Raw genomic sequence first — 16,096 nt, 5'->3', positions numbered from 1 at the left:
GCCCACTCCGGCTGACGATTCGGCGCGAGCGGACCAGGCCGAGGACATCTGCGAGTCGCTCAAGCGACGGGATCGCGGCCTTCATGGCCTCGTCAACCGCCTTCAGAGCCTCGACGTAACCAAGCACGAGCTCCCGTGCAGCCCCCACCCGTTCCATACAGCGTCGCCCCCCTGAGCCCGTGGCTGCAGGGATTGTTCCATGAGCCGCCAGCGTCTCCGCAGGACGGAAACCTGAAACGATCAGTTGGAGGCCATCTCCCGTCAATTTGTCCGACGACCGAAGTACCCCCTTCCTCATCCGAGTTACCCGCCACTGAACGAGGTGCCCACCCCAGGCCGGGACCGCATAAATCGACATCGGAGAACCCGCAACGTATCCTGCGATGGAGGGCTTCCTGCCAGAGGGCCCGCGAGGCGGAACCGAGCCGGCGGCGGTGCAGTAGAGCAGTAGTCGAAAAAGCCCTGACCGTCTTTGCGAGCGGTGCCCATCCCACGCTTGGAGCATCGGCATGCCTGGCATCGAATCCGGCGATCGTGTCATCCTCTTCGCGGACAAGAACTTCCTCGGCCTGGGCCAGTTCCTCGCCGAAGGGTCCTATGACGCATCGGATCTGAGTATCGGAAACGACGCAGTCTGTTCCGTCAAGGTGCCCTCAGGTTTGGTAGTGCGCCTCTATGAGCACTGGCACTTCCAGGGTGGCCATCTGGACATCAGTCAAGATGTCCCGGACCTCGGCGGGTGGGCGAGGAGAGCGAGTTCGGCCGTCGTCTACAAAGCGGCTGACCCTCCGCCCGAGATCAGAAAGATCGTCATTTACGAAGGTCCGCAAATGACTGGCGCCGCTCGGGTCGTCGGGCCGGAGAACTTTCCCCAGGAGGAAACGCACCCCCAGGTGCCGCTCGGTTCTGCACTCATCCCGGATGGAATGGTCCTTCGAGTCTACCCAGAAGTGGTATTCAGCCCGTCCATCGGCTACACGGACTACTTCAGTGACATCATGAACTTGGGCCCCCGAAGCGCCGACAAGTACTCATGGAAAGCGTACAAACAGCCCGGGTGAGGACCTCAGACACCATATCCCCCTCAAAGCGCCCCTCGCCCCCGAGCCTTGCTCCTCAGCCTTCAACCCCCTCAGAGCTCTCCCCGCACCAACCCCAGCAGCCGGTCCAGGACCACGGGCCCGCCGGCGCGGACGCCGTCGTGCTCGTACTCGTCCGTGACCCAGGTGCGCAGACCGCGGATGGCACGGGCGGTGTCCAGGGAGTGGGCGGTGTCGACGTACATGTCGTCGTGGTAGACGGCAGCGGCGACCGGCACCTCGTTGGCCGCCAACCGCGACCGGTCGTAGAGGGGCCGCCAGCCGGTGCGCTCGGCGAGCAGGTGGGCGGTCTCGCGCAGCGGGACGAGCGCCGGGTCGGACTCGAAGTGCCAGGGGTGCACGGTCTCCCCGGTGAACAGGACCGGCCCGTCCCCGGCCAGCGCCTTGGCCGCGTCGAACTCGGGGAACTCCGCGCGCACCCGCTCGGCCGCCCATCCGGTGGCCCGGGCCGGGTCCTGGGCGTAGATCGCCTCGTGCAGCAGGGCGTAGAGGGGATGGCCGGCGAACGACAGGGCGGCCTCTACGCCCTCGAGGAACGCGTCCGACGGTTCGTACCCGCCGGGGGTGCGCACGAAGGCGCCCTCCAGGAGGTAGTGCAGCTGGTGGCTGCCGTCGCCGGTTCCCAGCACGAGGCCGAGCGACTGGAAGGCCTCCGGGGTGAGCCGGCGCCCGCTGGGCAGCGTGAGGCCGTGTTCGTGGAGGTACTCGTGGACGCGCCGGGCCCGTGCGATGTCCATGGGGTAGCGGGCGTAGTGGTCGAGGTTCTTGCGCCCGATCCGGGGATAGGCCGCGCGGTAGACCTCGTCGGCGGTGGCGTCCAGGGAGGGCAGGCCGCCGGTGATGAGGGCGGCCTCCAGCCCCTCGGGGGCGCTGGAGAGGTAGTGGGTGGTGCAGAAGCCGCCGAAGCTCTGGCCGAGGACGGTCCAGGGGGCGCCGCCCGTCAGCCGCGGGCGGACGGCTTCGCAGTCACGCACGATGGAGTCGGCGCGGAAGTGTCCGAGGTAGTGCGCCTGTTGCGCCGGCGTGCCGCGCAGCGGCAGGGTCTGGCGGTTGGCGGGCGTGGAACGCCCGGTGCCGCGCTGGTCCAGGAGCAGGACCCGGTACTCCTGGACGGCCCGGCCGATCCAGGCCTGGCGACCGGTGAAGCGGCGGGCGCCGAAGCCCGGGCCGCCTTCCAGGTAGAGCAGCCACGGCAGCCCGGCGGGGTCCTTCCCGGAGGCGGTCACCTCGCGGGCGAACAGCTCGATCGTCTCCCCGCCCGGGTCGTCGTGGTCGAGCGGCACGGTGAAGTGGTGGTCGGTCAGGACGACGCCGGGCTGGCGGTAGCTGCTGGTCATGAGGGGGCTCTTTCGGCGGCGGTACTCGTACCGGGGTGCCGGAGGGAGGAACGAGGACCCGGCACCCCGTACGGAGGGAGGTAGGCAGAGGGGTAGGTAAAAGCCCGAACCCCAGGCGCAGAAGCGCAGAAATCCAGAAACTCAGAAGCTCAGAAACGCAGAGGCTCAGAACTGCACCACGGACCGCAGCACTTCCCCGCGCTCCATCCGCGCGAAGGCCTCCTCGACCTCCTCGACGGCGATGGTCTCGGAGACGAACGCGTCGAGGTCGAGGCGCCCCTGGAGATAGAGGTCGATCAGGACCGGGAAGTCCCGCTCGGGCAGGCAGTCGCCGTACCAAGAGGACTTGAGCGCGCCGCCGCGCCCGAAGACGTCGAGCAGGGGCAGTTCGAGCCGCATCTCCGGGGTGGGTACGCCGACCAGCACGACCGTGCCGGCCAGGTCGCGGGCGTAGAACGCCTGCCGGTAGGTCTCGGGGCGGCCGACCGCGTCGATGACGACGTCGGCGCCGAAGCCGTCGGTGAGGGCCTGGACGGCCTTGACGACGTCCTCGGAGCCGCCGTTGACCGTGTGGGTGGCACCCAGGCCGCGGGCGAGCTCGAGCTTGCGGTCGTCGAGGTCCACCGCGATGATCTTCGCCGCGCCGGCCAGGCGGGCGCCGGCCACCGCCGCGTTGCCCACACCGCCGCAGCCGATGACGGCGACCGAGTCGCCGCGGCCCACGCCACCGGTGTTGATGGCGGCGCCGAGGCCGGCCATGACGCCGCAGCCCAGCAGGCCGGCGGCGGCCGGCGAGGCGGCCGGGTCGACCTTGGTGCACTGCCCGGCGGCCACCAGGGTCTTCTCGGCGAAGGCGCCGATGCCCAGGGCCGGGGAGAGCGGGGTGCCGTCCTCGAGGGTCATGGGCTGGGTCGCGTTGTGGGTGGCGAAGCAGTACCAGGGGCGGCCGCGCTTGCACGCGCGGCAGTTGCCGCACACGGCCCGCCAGTTCAGGACGACGAAGTCGCCGGGGGCGACGGAGGTGACGTCGGGGCCGACGGCCTCGACGACACCCGCGGCCTCGTGGCCGAGGAGGAAGGGGAACTCGTCGTTGATGCCCCCCTCGCGGTAGTGCAGGTCGGTGTGGCACACACCGCACGCCTGAACCTTGACCAGGGCCTCTCCGGGGCCGGGGTCGGGGACCACGATCGTGGTGGTCTCCACCGGTGCGCCCTTGGACCGCGCGATGACACCTCGTACGTGGTGCGTCACAGTACAACCGCCTTTGTCAGATCCGACCGGATCTTCGAAGCTAGCAGCCGCCCGGCGCGGACACGACGCCCGCGCCGCGACCCGTCCCGATCATTCCGCCGCGGCCGGAAGCAGTCGCCCCGGGCCCGCCCCGGCCGCCACGTACGTGCGCGGGTGGGCGTCCACCGCCCGGGCGGTGCGCAGGGCGTCGTCGAGGGCCCGGCGCTCGGCCGCCAGGTAGACCCGGCCCACGGCGATGTAGCGCTGCTGTACCGAGCGTTCGGCCGCGTGCCAGGACTCGGCGACCCGCAGGGCACCCCGGCACCGGATGTCGGCCAGAGCGGTCGCGGTCTCCCGTGCGGTGACCACGTGCGCACCGCCCCCGCCGGCCGCCCCGGCGCCGAAGAGGGCCGGGTCCTCGCGGAGCGCCAGCGGGTCTCGGTAGGCATGGCCCGCGGCCCGCATGCAGGCCGACCAGCGGGCGAAGACGGCCCGCACCGCCGGGGTCTCGGCCGCCTCGCGCAGGGAGCGGGCGAGGAGTTCGGCGACCAGCGCGGAGCTCCCGTACGTGCTCGTGCCGAGCCGGACCCGGGCCTCGCCGCGGCAGCCCCCGACCGGGACCGGCATGCCGCGCAGCCGCCCGGCCGGGACCACGTGGGGTGCCGCGGCACGGGTCGAACCGACACCAACACCCTCACCCTGACCCACACCACCCCCTGCACCAGACCCAGACCCAGACCCAGCACCTGACTCACCACCAGCCCCGGCCCCGGCCCCCACCCCACCGAGCGCCACCACGCCGTCGAGGGCGATCCGGGCCTCCGGCGCCAGGGGAGGCCGGGCGTCCTCGGCGCGCAGGGCCGCCGCGTAGCGTGCCTGCTCGGCGGCGTCCGGCTGGAAGCCCCGGGTGGCGGCGAGCTCGGCGTCATGACTGCCGTACCGCCAGTCCATGACGTTGCGCGGCCCGACGACGGGCAGGTCGGCCGGGGGCTGCCAGTCGAAGCCGAAGTCCGCCATGCAGGTGCGCGTGAGCGTGTGTTCGGCGCGGACGAGGAGGCGGCGCTCGGCGTCGGTCGGCTGGTACGCCAGCAGGGGCAGCGTCCAGCCTGAGGTGTCGGGGGCGGAGCCGGCCGCCGCGGCCGCACTCGCCGCCGGGTCCGGACCCGCGTACGGCCCCGGGGAATCCGGCCACCGGCCGTCCGGCCCCAGCCCCTCCGACCGCCACCCGTCCGACCCCCGCCCCTCCAGCCACCCGCCGTCCGACGAGCGGGGGTCCGCGGGCCGCCCGTCCGGCGCGACGGCCTGGGGCGGGGCGGCCGGGGCCGCGTACGGGACCGCGCCCTCCGGGGCCGCCGAGCAGCCGGCCGCCAGAAGCACGGCGGTCAGCGCGAGGGCGTGGAAGCCGGAACGGCGGCGGCGGGGTGGGGGCATGACGGATCCTTGCTCATCTTGCTGTGCCCGCCGTGCCGTGCGGCAGTGCTGCTCCGGCACCACCGGAGTGCGGGGTGTACGGGGGGCGTCGTCTCGACACTAGGTGCGCGGGCGGGCGTCCCGGCGTCCCGGGCGTCCCGGGGGCGTCCCGGATGCGCGTGCCGTCCGCGGCCCCCGCCACGGGGCGTGACCTGCGGCCACGACGGTGTCGGCAGCCGCGTCGGCGCGGGGCGGGAGCGTTCCGCGGGAGTCGGTGCGGGGGCCGTCCCACGGTGTCCCACGAGGTCCCTTGGGACGCCACGGGACGTCCCGGGGGCCTGCCGCGCTTGAAGGCGCCCCGGTTCGATCTCTAGCGTTCAGGACCGTCGGAAGGCTGTCCGGTCACGGGGGTGCCGGACATCTGCCAGCGGTCGCGACGGCGGATCACCCGTATGCCATCCAGCGGGTGATACGCCGTCACGCATCCGTACCGGACCCTGGAACACGGCAGTGCCGGTGCGCGTCCGGTCCCGGCCCAGGCCTCTCCCGACCCCGCCGCCACGACCCGAACGGACCTCTCATGCCGTCGCCCAAGTCGCCCACGTCGCCCACGTCGCCCACGCCGAGCCGCCCGCACGAGCACGCACACCCGCACCCGACCCCGCGCCGCCGCACCCTCCTCACCGGTGCCCTCGCGCTCGGCGCGCTCACCGCCGTCGGTCTGCCCGGCACGGCCGGCACGGCCCACGCCGCGGGCGAACCGGGGACCTCCGCGGACGAACCGCAGATCACCGACTGCGACACCTGGGGCGCCCGGCCGTCCAAGAGCCCGATCAAGGTGCTGGCCACCGGCCCGCAGAAGATCATCGTCCACCACACGGGGACGGACAACGTCACGGACTACTCGCAGGGACGTTCCGTCGCCCTCGCCCGCGCCATGCAGACGCACCAGATGGACACCTGGGGCTGGATCGACACCGGTCAGAACTTCACCATCAGCCGGGGCGCGTACATCACCGAGGGCCGGCACGGCAGCCTCGCGGGGCTGCGCTCCGGCACGCAGATGGTCGAGTCGGCGCACTGCACCGGCCAGAACACCATCGCCGTCGGCATCGAGAACGAGGGCACGTACCTGACCGAGGAGCCGCGGGGCGAGCAGTACGAGGCCCTGGTGGGCCTGTGCGCGTACATCTGCCGGCAGTACGGGCTGCGCCCCTACCAGATCTACGGGCACCGCGACTTCAACAGCACCCTGTGCCCCGGCGACCGCCTCTACGCCCTCCTGCCCAAGCTGCGCTCCGACGTCGCGGCGCTGATCGGCGGCGACCCGACCGCCCCGGTGTGGCCGCTGCTGCACAACGGCGACTCGGGCGAGCGGGTGCGGGTGCTGCAGTACCTGCTGGTGCAGCGCGGTTCGACGATCACCGTGGACGGGGCCTTCGGGCCCGGTACCGAGGCCGCGGTGACCGCCTTCCAGAAGTTCGTCACCGCGACCGTCGACGGCTGGGCGGGCAACCAGACCTGGCTCCAGCTGTGCGCGCCGGTCTCCCGCGGCGGCGCCGGCGCGGCGGTCAAGGCGGTCCAGAACCGGCTGACGACGCTCGGCTTCCCGGCCGACGTGGACGGCCTCTTCGGACCCGGTACCGAAGGACAGGTCAAGGCCTTCCAGACGGCCCGTGGCCTGCCCGCGGACGGCGTGGTGGACGCGCGCACCTGGAGCCGGCTGCTCGCCTGATCCGGGCCTGCTGCCGCGGGGGGACCCTCGTCATGAGCACGCTCAAAGTTGGCTCATAATTGGGGCTCGGCTGCGCGCAACGCCGACCGCGCGACAGCAGAGAACCACAAGGGGGCCACCTGATGACGCAGGGAGCAGGGATAGCCGACGGAGACGACTCTTCCAGAGGTGACCTCTTCGCCGAGATGCGACGCATCAAGGAGGCGTCGCAGCTGAGTTACAACCGGCTTGCGGACAAGACGCACTACAGCCGCTCCTCGTGGGAGCGGTTCCTCAACGGCAAGCAGGTGCCCACCCGGGTGGCCGTCGAGGAGTTCGCGACGGCCGCCGGGGCGGACCCGGCACCGCTGCTGACGTTGCTCGAACTCGTCGTGGCACGTGAGGCGAGCGCATCCGAGGAATCGATTCCGCAGGCCGCCGGACCGATGTCCGGGGGGCCGGGGACCTCGGGGACGTCGGGTGCGCCCGGTACGCCGACCACGGCACGCGTGCCGGACGCACAGGGCACCTCGCCCTCGGCCAGGCGATCCGGCACGTCCGGCGCGACCGGGACGTCCGGCGCAACCAGCACAACCGGCACACCGGTCACGACCGCCCTGTCCGCCCAGTCCGCCACGCCCGGCGCGTCCCCGTCGGCGACTGCCTCGGGGACGGCGTCGGGGACCGCCGCGGCAGCCGGGACCCCGGCGGCCGCGGACGGGGAGCACGGCCCGGGCGGCGGCGCGCAGGGGGCGCCGGAGTCCCGTGCCGCGGCGGCGCCCGCCGCTCCCCGCCTCGCGCGGTGGCTGCCGGGCGGCTGGCGGGGGGCCGTACCGCTCCTGGTGTGCGTGGTGGCCGGCGCCCTCCTGGGCAGTCTGTTCACCGTGCTCGCCCTGGGCGGCAGCGGCAAGGAGGCCGGCAAGGACTCCGCCAAGGGGGGCTCCACGGCCTCCCACGCACCGGACACCCCCGGTGGGGGCGGGGGCGACGCGGCGGCCGACGCGGGCGACAGCGCCCAGAAGGTCACCAACGCGGGCGGGGCAGCCAAGCCGGGCTGCAAGAGCGACACCTGCTGGCGGCGGGAACCGCAGGCCGAGGACTGCCAGTGGGACGCCAAGACGGTCCGGCGGACGTTCCTGCGGGGCATGAGCATCCAGCTCCGCTACAGCCCCGCGTGCCAGGCGGTGTGGGGCCGCATCGAGGGCGGCAACATCGGCGACCGGGTCACCATCCGGGACAAGCGCGATAACTCCGACACGGCCGAGATCCGCATGGAGCACGACACGTACACCCGCATGCTGGCGGTGTCGCCCACGGAGACGTGGGAGACCATCACCATCTGCGGCGAGATCCCCGCCCAGCACGAACAGGAATGCGACCCGCTCGGCAAGATCAAGCCGTAGGCCGACCGAGGGAGCTCCTGCGCCCGCCGGCCCCTCCCCGGGGCCGGCGGGCTCCGACCTGCGACCCGGACCGACCCGCACCTCACCCCGGACCGACCTGCGGCCCGGGACCGACCTGCGGCCTAGGACTCCGGACGCCCCGCGACGGGGCGCACGGCCGATTCCGCCGGCCGGGCGGGCGCCGTAGCGTCGGACCATGGACATGGAGACCACAGCCTGGCGCTCGCTGCACAGCGCCATGAACGAGCGGACCGAGCGGCGGCCCTTCGACCGCGCCGTGCTGCGCCGCATCGGCACCTTCGCCCGCCCGCACCGGCGCAGGATCGGCCTGTACCTGCTGATCAGCGTGGCGTCCGCACTCCTCGCGGTGGCGACTCCCGTGCTCGCCGGGCGGGTGGTCGACGCGATCGTCGGCGGGTCCGACCCGGGTCACGTGACCGCGCTCGCCGTACTCATCGCCGTCATCGCCGTCGCGGAGGCGGGGCTGGGCCTGGTGGGCCGCTGGCTGTCCGCCAACCTCGGCGAGGGGCTCATCCTCGACCTGCGCACGGCCGTCTTCGACCACGTCCAGCGCATGCCGGTGGCCTTCTTCACCCGGACCCGCACCGGCGCGCTCGTCAGCCGCCTGAACAACGACGTGATCGGCGCGCAGCGGGCCTTCAGCAACACCCTCTCGGGCGTGGTGAGCAACGTCGTCACCCTGGTCCTCACCCTCACGGTCATGCTGGGCATCTCCTGGCAGATCACCCTGCTCGCGCTGCTCCTGCTGCCGGTGTTCGTGCTGCCCGCCCGTCGGATGGGCCGGCGGATGGCGCGGCTGCAGCACGAGGCGGCGGACCTGAACGCGGCCATGGGCACCCGGATGACCGAGCGGTTCTCGGCCCCCGGCGCGACGCTGGTGAAGCTGTTCGGACGGCCCGCCGAGGAGTCGGCCGAGTTCGCCGACCGGGCCCGCCGGGTGCGCGACATCGGCGTGCGGACCGCGATGGCGCAGTCCGCGTTCATCACCGCGCTCACCCTGGTCTCCGCCCTCGCGCTCGCGCTGGTCTACGGGCTCGGCGGGTACTACGCGCTGCGCGGCAGCCTGGAGCCCGGCGCGGTTGTCGCGCTGGCCCTGCTGCTGACGCGGCTGTACGCCCCGCTGACCGCGCTCGCGGGGGCGCGGGTGGACGTGATGAGCGCGCTGGTCAGCTTCGAGCGGGTCTTCGAGGTGCTGGACCTGGAGCCGCTCGTCGCGTACGGGCCGGACGCGCGCACCGTCCCGGAGGGGCCGGTCTCCGTCGAGTTCGACGGCGTGAGCTTCGGCTACCCGGCCGCCGACAAGGTCTCCCTGGCCTCGCTGGAGGAGGTGGCGGTGCTCGACGGCCGGGGCGGCACCGAGGTGCTGCACGAGATCTCGTTCCGCGCCGAACCCGGCCGCATGGTGGCGCTGGTGGGCTCCTCGGGGGCCGGCAAGTCCACCATCGCGCAACTGCTGCCGCGGCTGTACGACGCCGACGCGGGCAGCGTGCGGATCGGCGGGGTGGACGTGCGCGACCTGACGGCGGAGTCGATCCGCGACACGCTCGGCATGGTGACCCAGGACGGGCACCTCTTCCACGACACCGTCCGGGCGAACCTGCTGCTGGCCCGTCCGGAGGCCACCGAGGAGGAGCTGTGGGAGGTGCTGCGCCGGTCCCGGCTGGACGGGCTGGTGGCCGCGCTGCCCGAGGGGCTCGACACGGTCGTGGGCGAGCGGGGGTACCGGCTGTCGGGCGGTGAGCGGCAGCGCCTGACGATCGCCCGGCTGCTGCTGGCCCGGCAGCGGGTGGTGATCCTCGACGAGGCCACGGCGCACCTGGACTCCACTTCGGAGGCGGCCGTGCAGGAGGCGCTCGCGGAGGCCCTGGAAGGGCGCACGGCGGTGGTGATCGCGCACCGGCTGTCGACGGTGCGCGCCGCGGACCTGATCCTCGTCGTGGAGGACGGCCGGATCGTCGAACGGGGCACCCACGCGGAGCTGCTGGCGCGGGACGGCCGGTACGCGGAGCTGCACCGCACGCAGTTCGAGAACCCGGCGGCGGCCGGGCACGCATGAGGCCCGGAGCGTCGGTGTCACCCATGTCGCCCCGGCTCACGGGCCTGCCCTCGCCGGCGGCCGGGCACGCGTGAGCCGCGTGCGGCCCGCACCCCCGTGGGCGGGCCGTACGCGGTCACGGGTCCGGCGCGACGCGGATCCGGCGATCGGGCCGGACCCGCGTCCGCGGGTTTCCCGGATGACCCCCACCCCCGTGGGAGGTCACCTCAGGACGTCCTCGTGGGGTCACCTCAGGGCGCGGAAGAAGGTGCGGATGTCCTCGGTGAGCACGTCCGGCACCTCCATGGCGGCGAAGTGGCCGCCGCGGTCGTACTCCGCCCAGTGGACGATGTCGGTGTTGTCGCGCTCGGCGAAGGGGCGGATGGACAGGAAATCCCCCGCGAAGACGGCCACGCCCGTCGGCGCCGTGTTGGGGCCCTCGAGGGCGCCGGCGTCGTGGGCGTCCTCGTAGTACTGGCGGGCGGCGGAGCCGGCCGTGGCGGTCAGCCAGTACAGCGTGACGTGGGTGAGGATCTGGTCGGCGGTCAGGCCGTTGCCCTCCCCCATGCCCATGATGAGCTCGTTCCAGGCGAGTTGGCCGACGGGCGAGTCGGTCAGCGCGTAGGCGAGGGTCTGCGGACGGGTGGACTGGATGGCGGAGAAGCCCGCCTTGTCCTGGAAGTTCGCGAGGACCGCGAGGCGCGCCATGTCGTCCTCGCTGAGGCCCGCCATCTCCGCCGGGTCACCGGAGGGGAAGGAGAAGAGCTGCAGTACGTGCGTGCCGACCAGCCCCTTGGGGTGGAGCAGGCCGAGCTGGCGGCCCACCAGCGCGCCGGCGTCCCCGCCGTGGGCGCCGTACCGCTCGTAGCCCAGGCGCCGCATCAGGGTGTCCCATGCGGCGGCCACCCGGCGCGAGCTCCAGCCGCGGTCGCGGGTCGGGCCCGAGAAGGTGTAGCCGGGGATGGAGGGGACGACGACGTGGAAGGCGTCCGCGGGGTCCGCGCCGTGCGCGCGGGGGTCGGCGAGCGGGCCGATCATGTCGGCGAACTCCGCGAAGGAGCCGGGCCAGCCGTGCGTGAGCACCAGCGGCAGCGCGTCCGGCTCGGGCGAACGGACGTGCAGGAAATGCACGTCGGCGCCGTCGACCTCGGTGATGAACTGCGGGAACGCGTTCAGCCTCGCCTCGTGGGCCCGCCAGTCGTACGCCCCGCCCCAGTACTCGGCGAGCTGCCGGACGTGGTCGAGCGGGACGCCGTACGCCCAGCCCTCGTCGGGCGCGGCGTCCGGCCACCGGGTGCGGGCGAGCCGCTCGCGCAGGTCGTCGAGGGCGTCCTGCGGGACGTCGATGCGGAAGGGGCGGATCTCGGTGCCGTCGGTGCCGTCGGTGCCGGCCGTGCCGGCCGTGCCACCGCTGGCGCGGTCGGCGCTGGCGTGGTCTGACATGGATCCTCCGTCCTCCGTGGGTCACCGGTCGGTGGGCTCCGTCCGGCGTGATCACCACACTAGGAAGGCGGCGGGGCCGACGTTGTGCGCAGCGCGCAGGATTCCTTGACGTTCAGCGCACGGAACTCGCTGGGCGTCTGCCCGTACGCGGCGCGGAAGGAGCGGCTGAAGGCGGCGGCGTTGGGCAGGCCCCAGCGGGCGGCGATCGCGTACACGGGGCGGTCGGCGAGTTCGGGGCGGGCCAGGTCGGCGCGGCAGCGCTCCAGCCGGCGGCCGCGCACGGCGGCCGCCACGCTCTCGCTGCCCGGACCTCCGGGCTCGCGCCGCGCCCGGTCGCGGAAGAGCTGGTGCAGGGTCCGGACGGAGATGTTGTGCCGGGCCGCGATGGCCGGGGGGTCGAGGTCGGGGTCGGCGAGGTGGTGGTCGATGAAGGCGTCGATCCGCTGGAGCAGGGCCTGGTTGCGGGTCTCGGGGGGCAGCTCGTCGGCCGCGTCCAGCTGCTGGGCGAGGCAGGCGGCGGCGAGGTCCACGGCCACCGTGCCGAGCCGGCCCAGCTCGGCCGGGCCGCAGTCGGGGGCGTGCCGGGTCAGGGAGTTCATGAAGTCCGCCAGCAGCGCGCCCATGCCGTGGCGGCCGGAGATCCGGTGCGCCAGCAGTCGGTCCACCTTGTCGCCGGGCAGCGGCAGGGCGGTGCGCGGCATCTGGAGGATGATCGAGTACGACCGGCGGGCGCCCTCCATCGCGCCGGCCTCCTGGGGGCGGGAGCTGTCCCAGAGCACGAGGTCGCCGTCGAGCAGCCCGGACTCGCCCCGGTTCTGGTTGATCCACATGGGGTTCCGGCTGACCAGGGCCAGCTGGTACTGCTCGGGGTCGCCGCGCCGGATGTGGGCGGGGGTGCGGCGCGAGACCAGGGCGGTGTGCGAGAACCGGGACACCCGTACGGCGCCCAGGTCGAGGGCGGCGGCCTCGGCCTGGAAGGCGACCGGCTCCTGACTGCGCAGGCCCACGGGTATCAACTCCCGTGCGACCAGGTCCGTGAACCACTCGAACCGGTCCGTCGCCGGCAGTAGGTCCGTCGACATGCCCTGCCACATCGTGCGCGCTCCCCCTCCGTCACTTCCTTCACTGCTCTGGGACGGAGGGGGTGCCGCAACGGTTCTGCGGAGGGGTCAGCAGTTGTGCCGATCCACCGTCAGCACGCCCTGCTCGGTGCCGATCTCACGGTCGTAGCAGCCCGTCGGACCGGTGAGCCGGTAGCGCTCGGTGCTGGTGCCGACGGCGTGCCGCTGGTCGCGGGGGACGCCGGAGGTGTACGACGCGTCGCCCGTGTACCGGTCGTCCAGGCGCGACCACGCCAGTCGGCGGCCGTCGCGCAGCACCGTGCCGTCGGCGCGGTCGCCCATGGTGATCACGGTGCGCAGCCGGCCGTCCGCGCCGAGGGTGACGGCGCCGTCGAGGGTGTAGGTGCGGTCCGTGCGCGTGGTGGTGCGCCCCGTGGTGACGCTCTCCCGGTCGGTCCAGGTCGCGGCGAGGGCGTCCTGGTTCTCGTCCTCGGTCCAGCGGTGCACGGAGGTGTGGGCGAGGGTCCGGGTGACCGTGGTGGTGACGCGGCCGTGCGAGGTGTCCAGGTAGCCGGAGGTGGTGAGGCGGTGGCCGCCGCGGGTGTCGAGGCGGTGCGGGGTGCCGGGGGTGTGCACGGAGGAGCCGGTGAGCGGGCCCGCCTCGGCGCGGGTCAGGGCGCCGGTGACCACGCGTCGGCCCTCGTCCTGCCACAGCAGCAGGTTGGCGGGGGTGCTCCAGCCCGACTGGCCGGCGGGGACGCCGGCGACGGAGACCGTGACGGCGTGCGGGCGGCCGTCGTTCAGGAGGGCGGCGAACGGGGTCAGGTCGTAGACGACGGGCTGGACGTCGAAGGCGCGCGGCGCCGGTACGACGTACCAGAGGAACGGGTTGGACCAGCCGCCGGTCCACACGTGCGGGAAAGGCGCGGCGATGCCGGCGAGGCGGCCGTCCACCGAGACCTGCACCTCGCGGTACGGGCCGTCGGTCGCCTTGCAGGAGTACGGCGCGCCGTCGGGGACGGTGAGGTACCAGAACTCCTCGCAGCCGCCGCCGGATCCGGTGGCGTACACCTCGGCGAGCACCCGCTCGGTGTTGCGGGGCGTGGTGACGGTGCCCGGGCCGAGCGGGAGCACCCGGTCGGGGACCCCGCGGGCGGGGGTCCGGCGCCCGGGGCCGCCCGTCCCGCCGGTACCGGCGCGGGCCGGGTAGAAGTCCAGCGTGACCGTGACGTCGATGACGCCGGTGTAGGTGTCGTCGACGACGTTGCCGATGAGCATCTCGACCGGCTGCGGCCGCCGGAGGGTGTCGCGGTAGCGGGTGACGTCCTTCTCGACCGACCAGGTGATGCCGTCGGGCGAGGGCTCGGGGGTGGAGGTCCGCAGGATCTCGACGCCACCGACGCTGAGGTGGCCGAGGCGGTCGTACTGGCGGCCCTTGACCTGCCCGTCCAGGCGCAGCACGACGGCGCTCCAGTCGCCGGGACCGCAGGCGGCGGGCGGCGTGTAGCTGCCCTCGTACGGCGTGAAGTCGCGGAACTGCGCCGCGGCGAGGGTGACCCGGCACGAGGGGCCGGCGGGGCGGGCGACGGGCGGGGCGGCGGTGACCGGGTCGTGCCAGTCGGTGCCGAACTCCGCGGGCGGCCCGTCCGCCGCCGCGGTCCCGGCCCCACCGAGCAGGGCCCCCGCGGTCAGCGCGAGCCCGCTCAGCATGCTCGTGATCCTCTGTCGTCTCATGGCCCCGGAGTCAACCGCCCGCGGGTACCGGCGCGCCAGGGCGCTTCCGGCCCGCTGGCGGGAACCGCACGCACCGTACGTGCACCGGCCGCCACCGACGGGGGTGAGGCGGCGACCGGTGCGGCCGGGCGGGGCGGAGCGAGCGCCGGAGCGGCGGGATCGGAGCCGATGCGGCGGGTCAGGGCCCGGAGCGGCGGATCAGGCGGTGTCGAAGGTGTAGTGGCGGGTGTGGTCGAGCATGTCCGCCGGGGTCACGTCGTTCCAGGGGCGCATCGTGTCGTGCAGGTCGACGACGTCCGGGGTGCCGGCGGCGGGCAGGTACGGGGAGTTCGGGTGGCGCTTCTGCCAGTCGGCCCAGAGCTTGTCGATGAAGGCGTGGTGCATCCAGAACACCGGGTCGTTCGGGGAGGTGCCGGTGGCCATCTGGCCGCCCACCCAGACGTGCACGCGGTTGTGCAGGTTGACGCCGCGCCAGCCCTCCAGGTGGTTGCGGAAGCCGTTGGAGGCGCTGTTCCACGGGGCCGTGTCGTACGTCGTCATGGCCAGCACGCTGTCGACCTCGGCGCGGGTGGGCAGCTGGGCCACGGAGGCGCCGAGGGCCCGGCGCAGGTATCCGCGGCCGTCCACACGGACGTTGATGTTCCAGTTGCCCGCGGAGGAGGCGAACGGGCCGTCCATGACCTGACCGTCGCGGGACCGGCCGGTGCCGCCGAGGAAGTCGGGGGCCCAGAGGGAGGAGCGGGCGTCGCGGTCGGTGGTCCAGTCCCAGTACGGGAGGGCCACGGAGGGGTCCACGGCCTGCAGGGCCTGCTCGAACTGCAGCAGGAAGCGGCGGTGCCAGGGGAGGAAGGACGGGGAGCGGTGGCCGACGCGCTCACCGCTGTCGGTGTCGCTCATGATGAAGCCGTTGTGGGTGGTGACGAAGGTGTCGTAGGTGCCGTTGCGCTTGAGTTCGAGGAGCGCGTTGACGAAACGCTTCTTCTCGTCGGCGGTCAGGCTGGCCTGGTTCTTGCGTATGGTCACGTGGATCTTCCTGTCGCGGCGTGGTGCGGGTGGTGCCGGTCGTACGGCCGGTGCGTGCGGGCGGTGCGTGCGGGCGTGCGGGTGCCGGACCGCGGGGCGGTGGCCGGCGGGGCCGGGGGCCCGAGGCCGGAGCCCGAGGCAGGGGCCTGGGCCCGGGCCCGGGCCCGTCAGACCATGGGGACGAGCTGGGCGCCCTGGAGCTCGACGACGGCCGCGCGGGCCAGCGCCCGCGGGTCGGCGTACGTCTCGTAGTGGTTGACGACGGAGATCCACGTACCGTCGGCGTTGCGCATGATGTGCAGTTCACGGCCGTCGATGCGGACGGCGTAGCCGGCGCCGTGCTCGGCGTGGTGGCCGCCGGTCGCGGGGGCCCCCTGGATGCGGCGACCCTGGAAGACCTCGTCGAAGGCGGGCAGCGAACCGTGGCCGGTGTGGCCGCCGTGGCCGTTGTGGGCGGCGCGGCCGACGGGGGCGGTCGGGCGGGGGGCGGTGGCCGCCCGGGCGACTCCGGCTCCGACGGCGGCCGCGGCGACGGCTCCGACGGTGGCGCCGACGGCGCGGCGGCGGGTGAGTTCGGACATGGGT

The 16,096-nt window shown here is 73.6% G+C and carries 12 protein-coding genes; 4 read left to right on the top strand and 8 right to left on the bottom strand.

Annotated features, from left to right (window positions below):
• The first annotated feature begins 509 nt into the window (after positions 1-509).
• Positions 510-1,061, top strand: coding sequence for a hypothetical protein (locus IF43_RS0100480; RefSeq protein ID WP_030192499.1), 552 nt, complete (start codon positions 510-512; stop codon positions 1,059-1,061).
• A gap of 71 nt (positions 1,062-1,132) precedes the next feature.
• On the opposite strand, the gene IF43_RS0100475 is transcribed toward IF43_RS0100480, so the two are convergent.
• The 3 genes from IF43_RS0100475 to IF43_RS0100465 all read right to left on the bottom strand — a co-directional run bounded on the left by IF43_RS0100475 (position 1,133) and on the right by IF43_RS0100465 (position 5,098).
• The gene (locus IF43_RS0100475) at positions 1,133-2,437 is read right to left on the bottom strand and encodes an alpha/beta fold hydrolase (protein WP_030192496.1); all 1,305 of its coding nucleotides are present in this window, start codon (positions 2,435-2,437) and stop codon (positions 1,133-1,135) included.
• A 165-nt stretch (positions 2,438-2,602) separates the two neighbouring features.
• Positions 2,603-3,688, bottom strand: coding sequence for an S-(hydroxymethyl)mycothiol dehydrogenase (locus tag IF43_RS0100470; RefSeq protein ID WP_030192493.1), 1,086 nt, complete (start codon positions 3,686-3,688; stop codon positions 2,603-2,605).
• Positions 3,689-3,778: 90 nt separating this feature from the next.
• A complete protein-coding gene (locus IF43_RS0100465) occupies positions 3,779-5,098 on the bottom strand; it encodes a hypothetical protein (RefSeq protein WP_030192491.1) in 1,320 nt (439 codons plus the stop codon).
• 559 nt (positions 5,099-5,657) lie between these two features.
• On the opposite strand from IF43_RS0100465, the gene IF43_RS0100460 reads away from it, so the two are divergent.
• From IF43_RS0100460 to IF43_RS0100450, 3 genes are all read left to right on the top strand, one after another.
• Positions 5,658-6,812 (top strand): N-acetylmuramoyl-L-alanine amidase, encoded by a 1,155-nt coding sequence (locus tag IF43_RS0100460; protein ID WP_078909819.1) that lies wholly within the window; start codon positions 5,658-5,660, stop codon positions 6,810-6,812.
• A 122-nt stretch (positions 6,813-6,934) separates the two neighbouring features.
• On the top strand, positions 6,935-8,194 hold the full coding sequence (locus IF43_RS37710) for a DUF2690 domain-containing protein (RefSeq protein ID WP_078909818.1): 1,260 nt from the start codon (positions 6,935-6,937) through the stop codon (positions 8,192-8,194).
• Positions 8,195-8,390: 196 nt separating this feature from the next.
• Positions 8,391-10,271: an ABC transporter ATP-binding protein gene (locus IF43_RS0100450; RefSeq protein WP_030192486.1), complete on the top strand. Its 1,881-nt coding sequence runs from the start codon at positions 8,391-8,393 to the stop codon at positions 10,269-10,271.
• 225 nt (positions 10,272-10,496) lie between these two features.
• Here the strand turns inward: IF43_RS0100450 and IF43_RS0100445 are convergent, their stop codons facing one another.
• From IF43_RS0100445 to IF43_RS0100425, 5 genes are all read right to left on the bottom strand, one after another.
• Positions 10,497-11,612, bottom strand: coding sequence for an epoxide hydrolase family protein (locus IF43_RS0100445; protein WP_030192484.1), 1,116 nt, complete (start codon positions 11,610-11,612; stop codon positions 10,497-10,499).
• Between the two features lie 140 nt (positions 11,613-11,752).
• The gene (locus tag IF43_RS0100440; RefSeq protein ID WP_063753253.1) at positions 11,753-12,775 is read right to left on the bottom strand and encodes a helix-turn-helix domain-containing protein; all 1,023 of its coding nucleotides are present in this window, start codon (positions 12,773-12,775) and stop codon (positions 11,753-11,755) included.
• 87 nt (positions 12,776-12,862) lie between these two features.
• Complete coding sequence (locus tag IF43_RS0100435; protein WP_030192479.1) at positions 12,863-14,488, bottom strand: peptide-N4-asparagine amidase; 1,626 nt, start codon at positions 14,486-14,488, stop codon at positions 12,863-12,865.
• A 198-nt stretch (positions 14,489-14,686) separates the two neighbouring features.
• Complete coding sequence (locus IF43_RS0100430; protein ID WP_030192477.1) at positions 14,687-15,511, bottom strand: tyrosinase family protein; 825 nt, start codon at positions 15,509-15,511, stop codon at positions 14,687-14,689.
• Between the two features lie 167 nt (positions 15,512-15,678).
• A complete protein-coding gene (locus IF43_RS0100425) occupies positions 15,679-16,092 on the bottom strand; it encodes a tyrosinase cofactor (protein WP_030192475.1) in 414 nt (137 codons plus the stop codon).
• Positions 16,093-16,096: the final 4 nt, after the last annotated feature.

This window comes from Streptomyces sp. NRRL S-87, from assembly GCF_000719335.1.
Classification (GTDB): domain Bacteria; phylum Actinomycetota; class Actinomycetes; order Streptomycetales; family Streptomycetaceae; genus Streptomyces.
The sequence above is the reverse complement of the archived record's forward strand: the minus strand, read 5'-3'. Positions and strand labels throughout refer to the sequence as shown.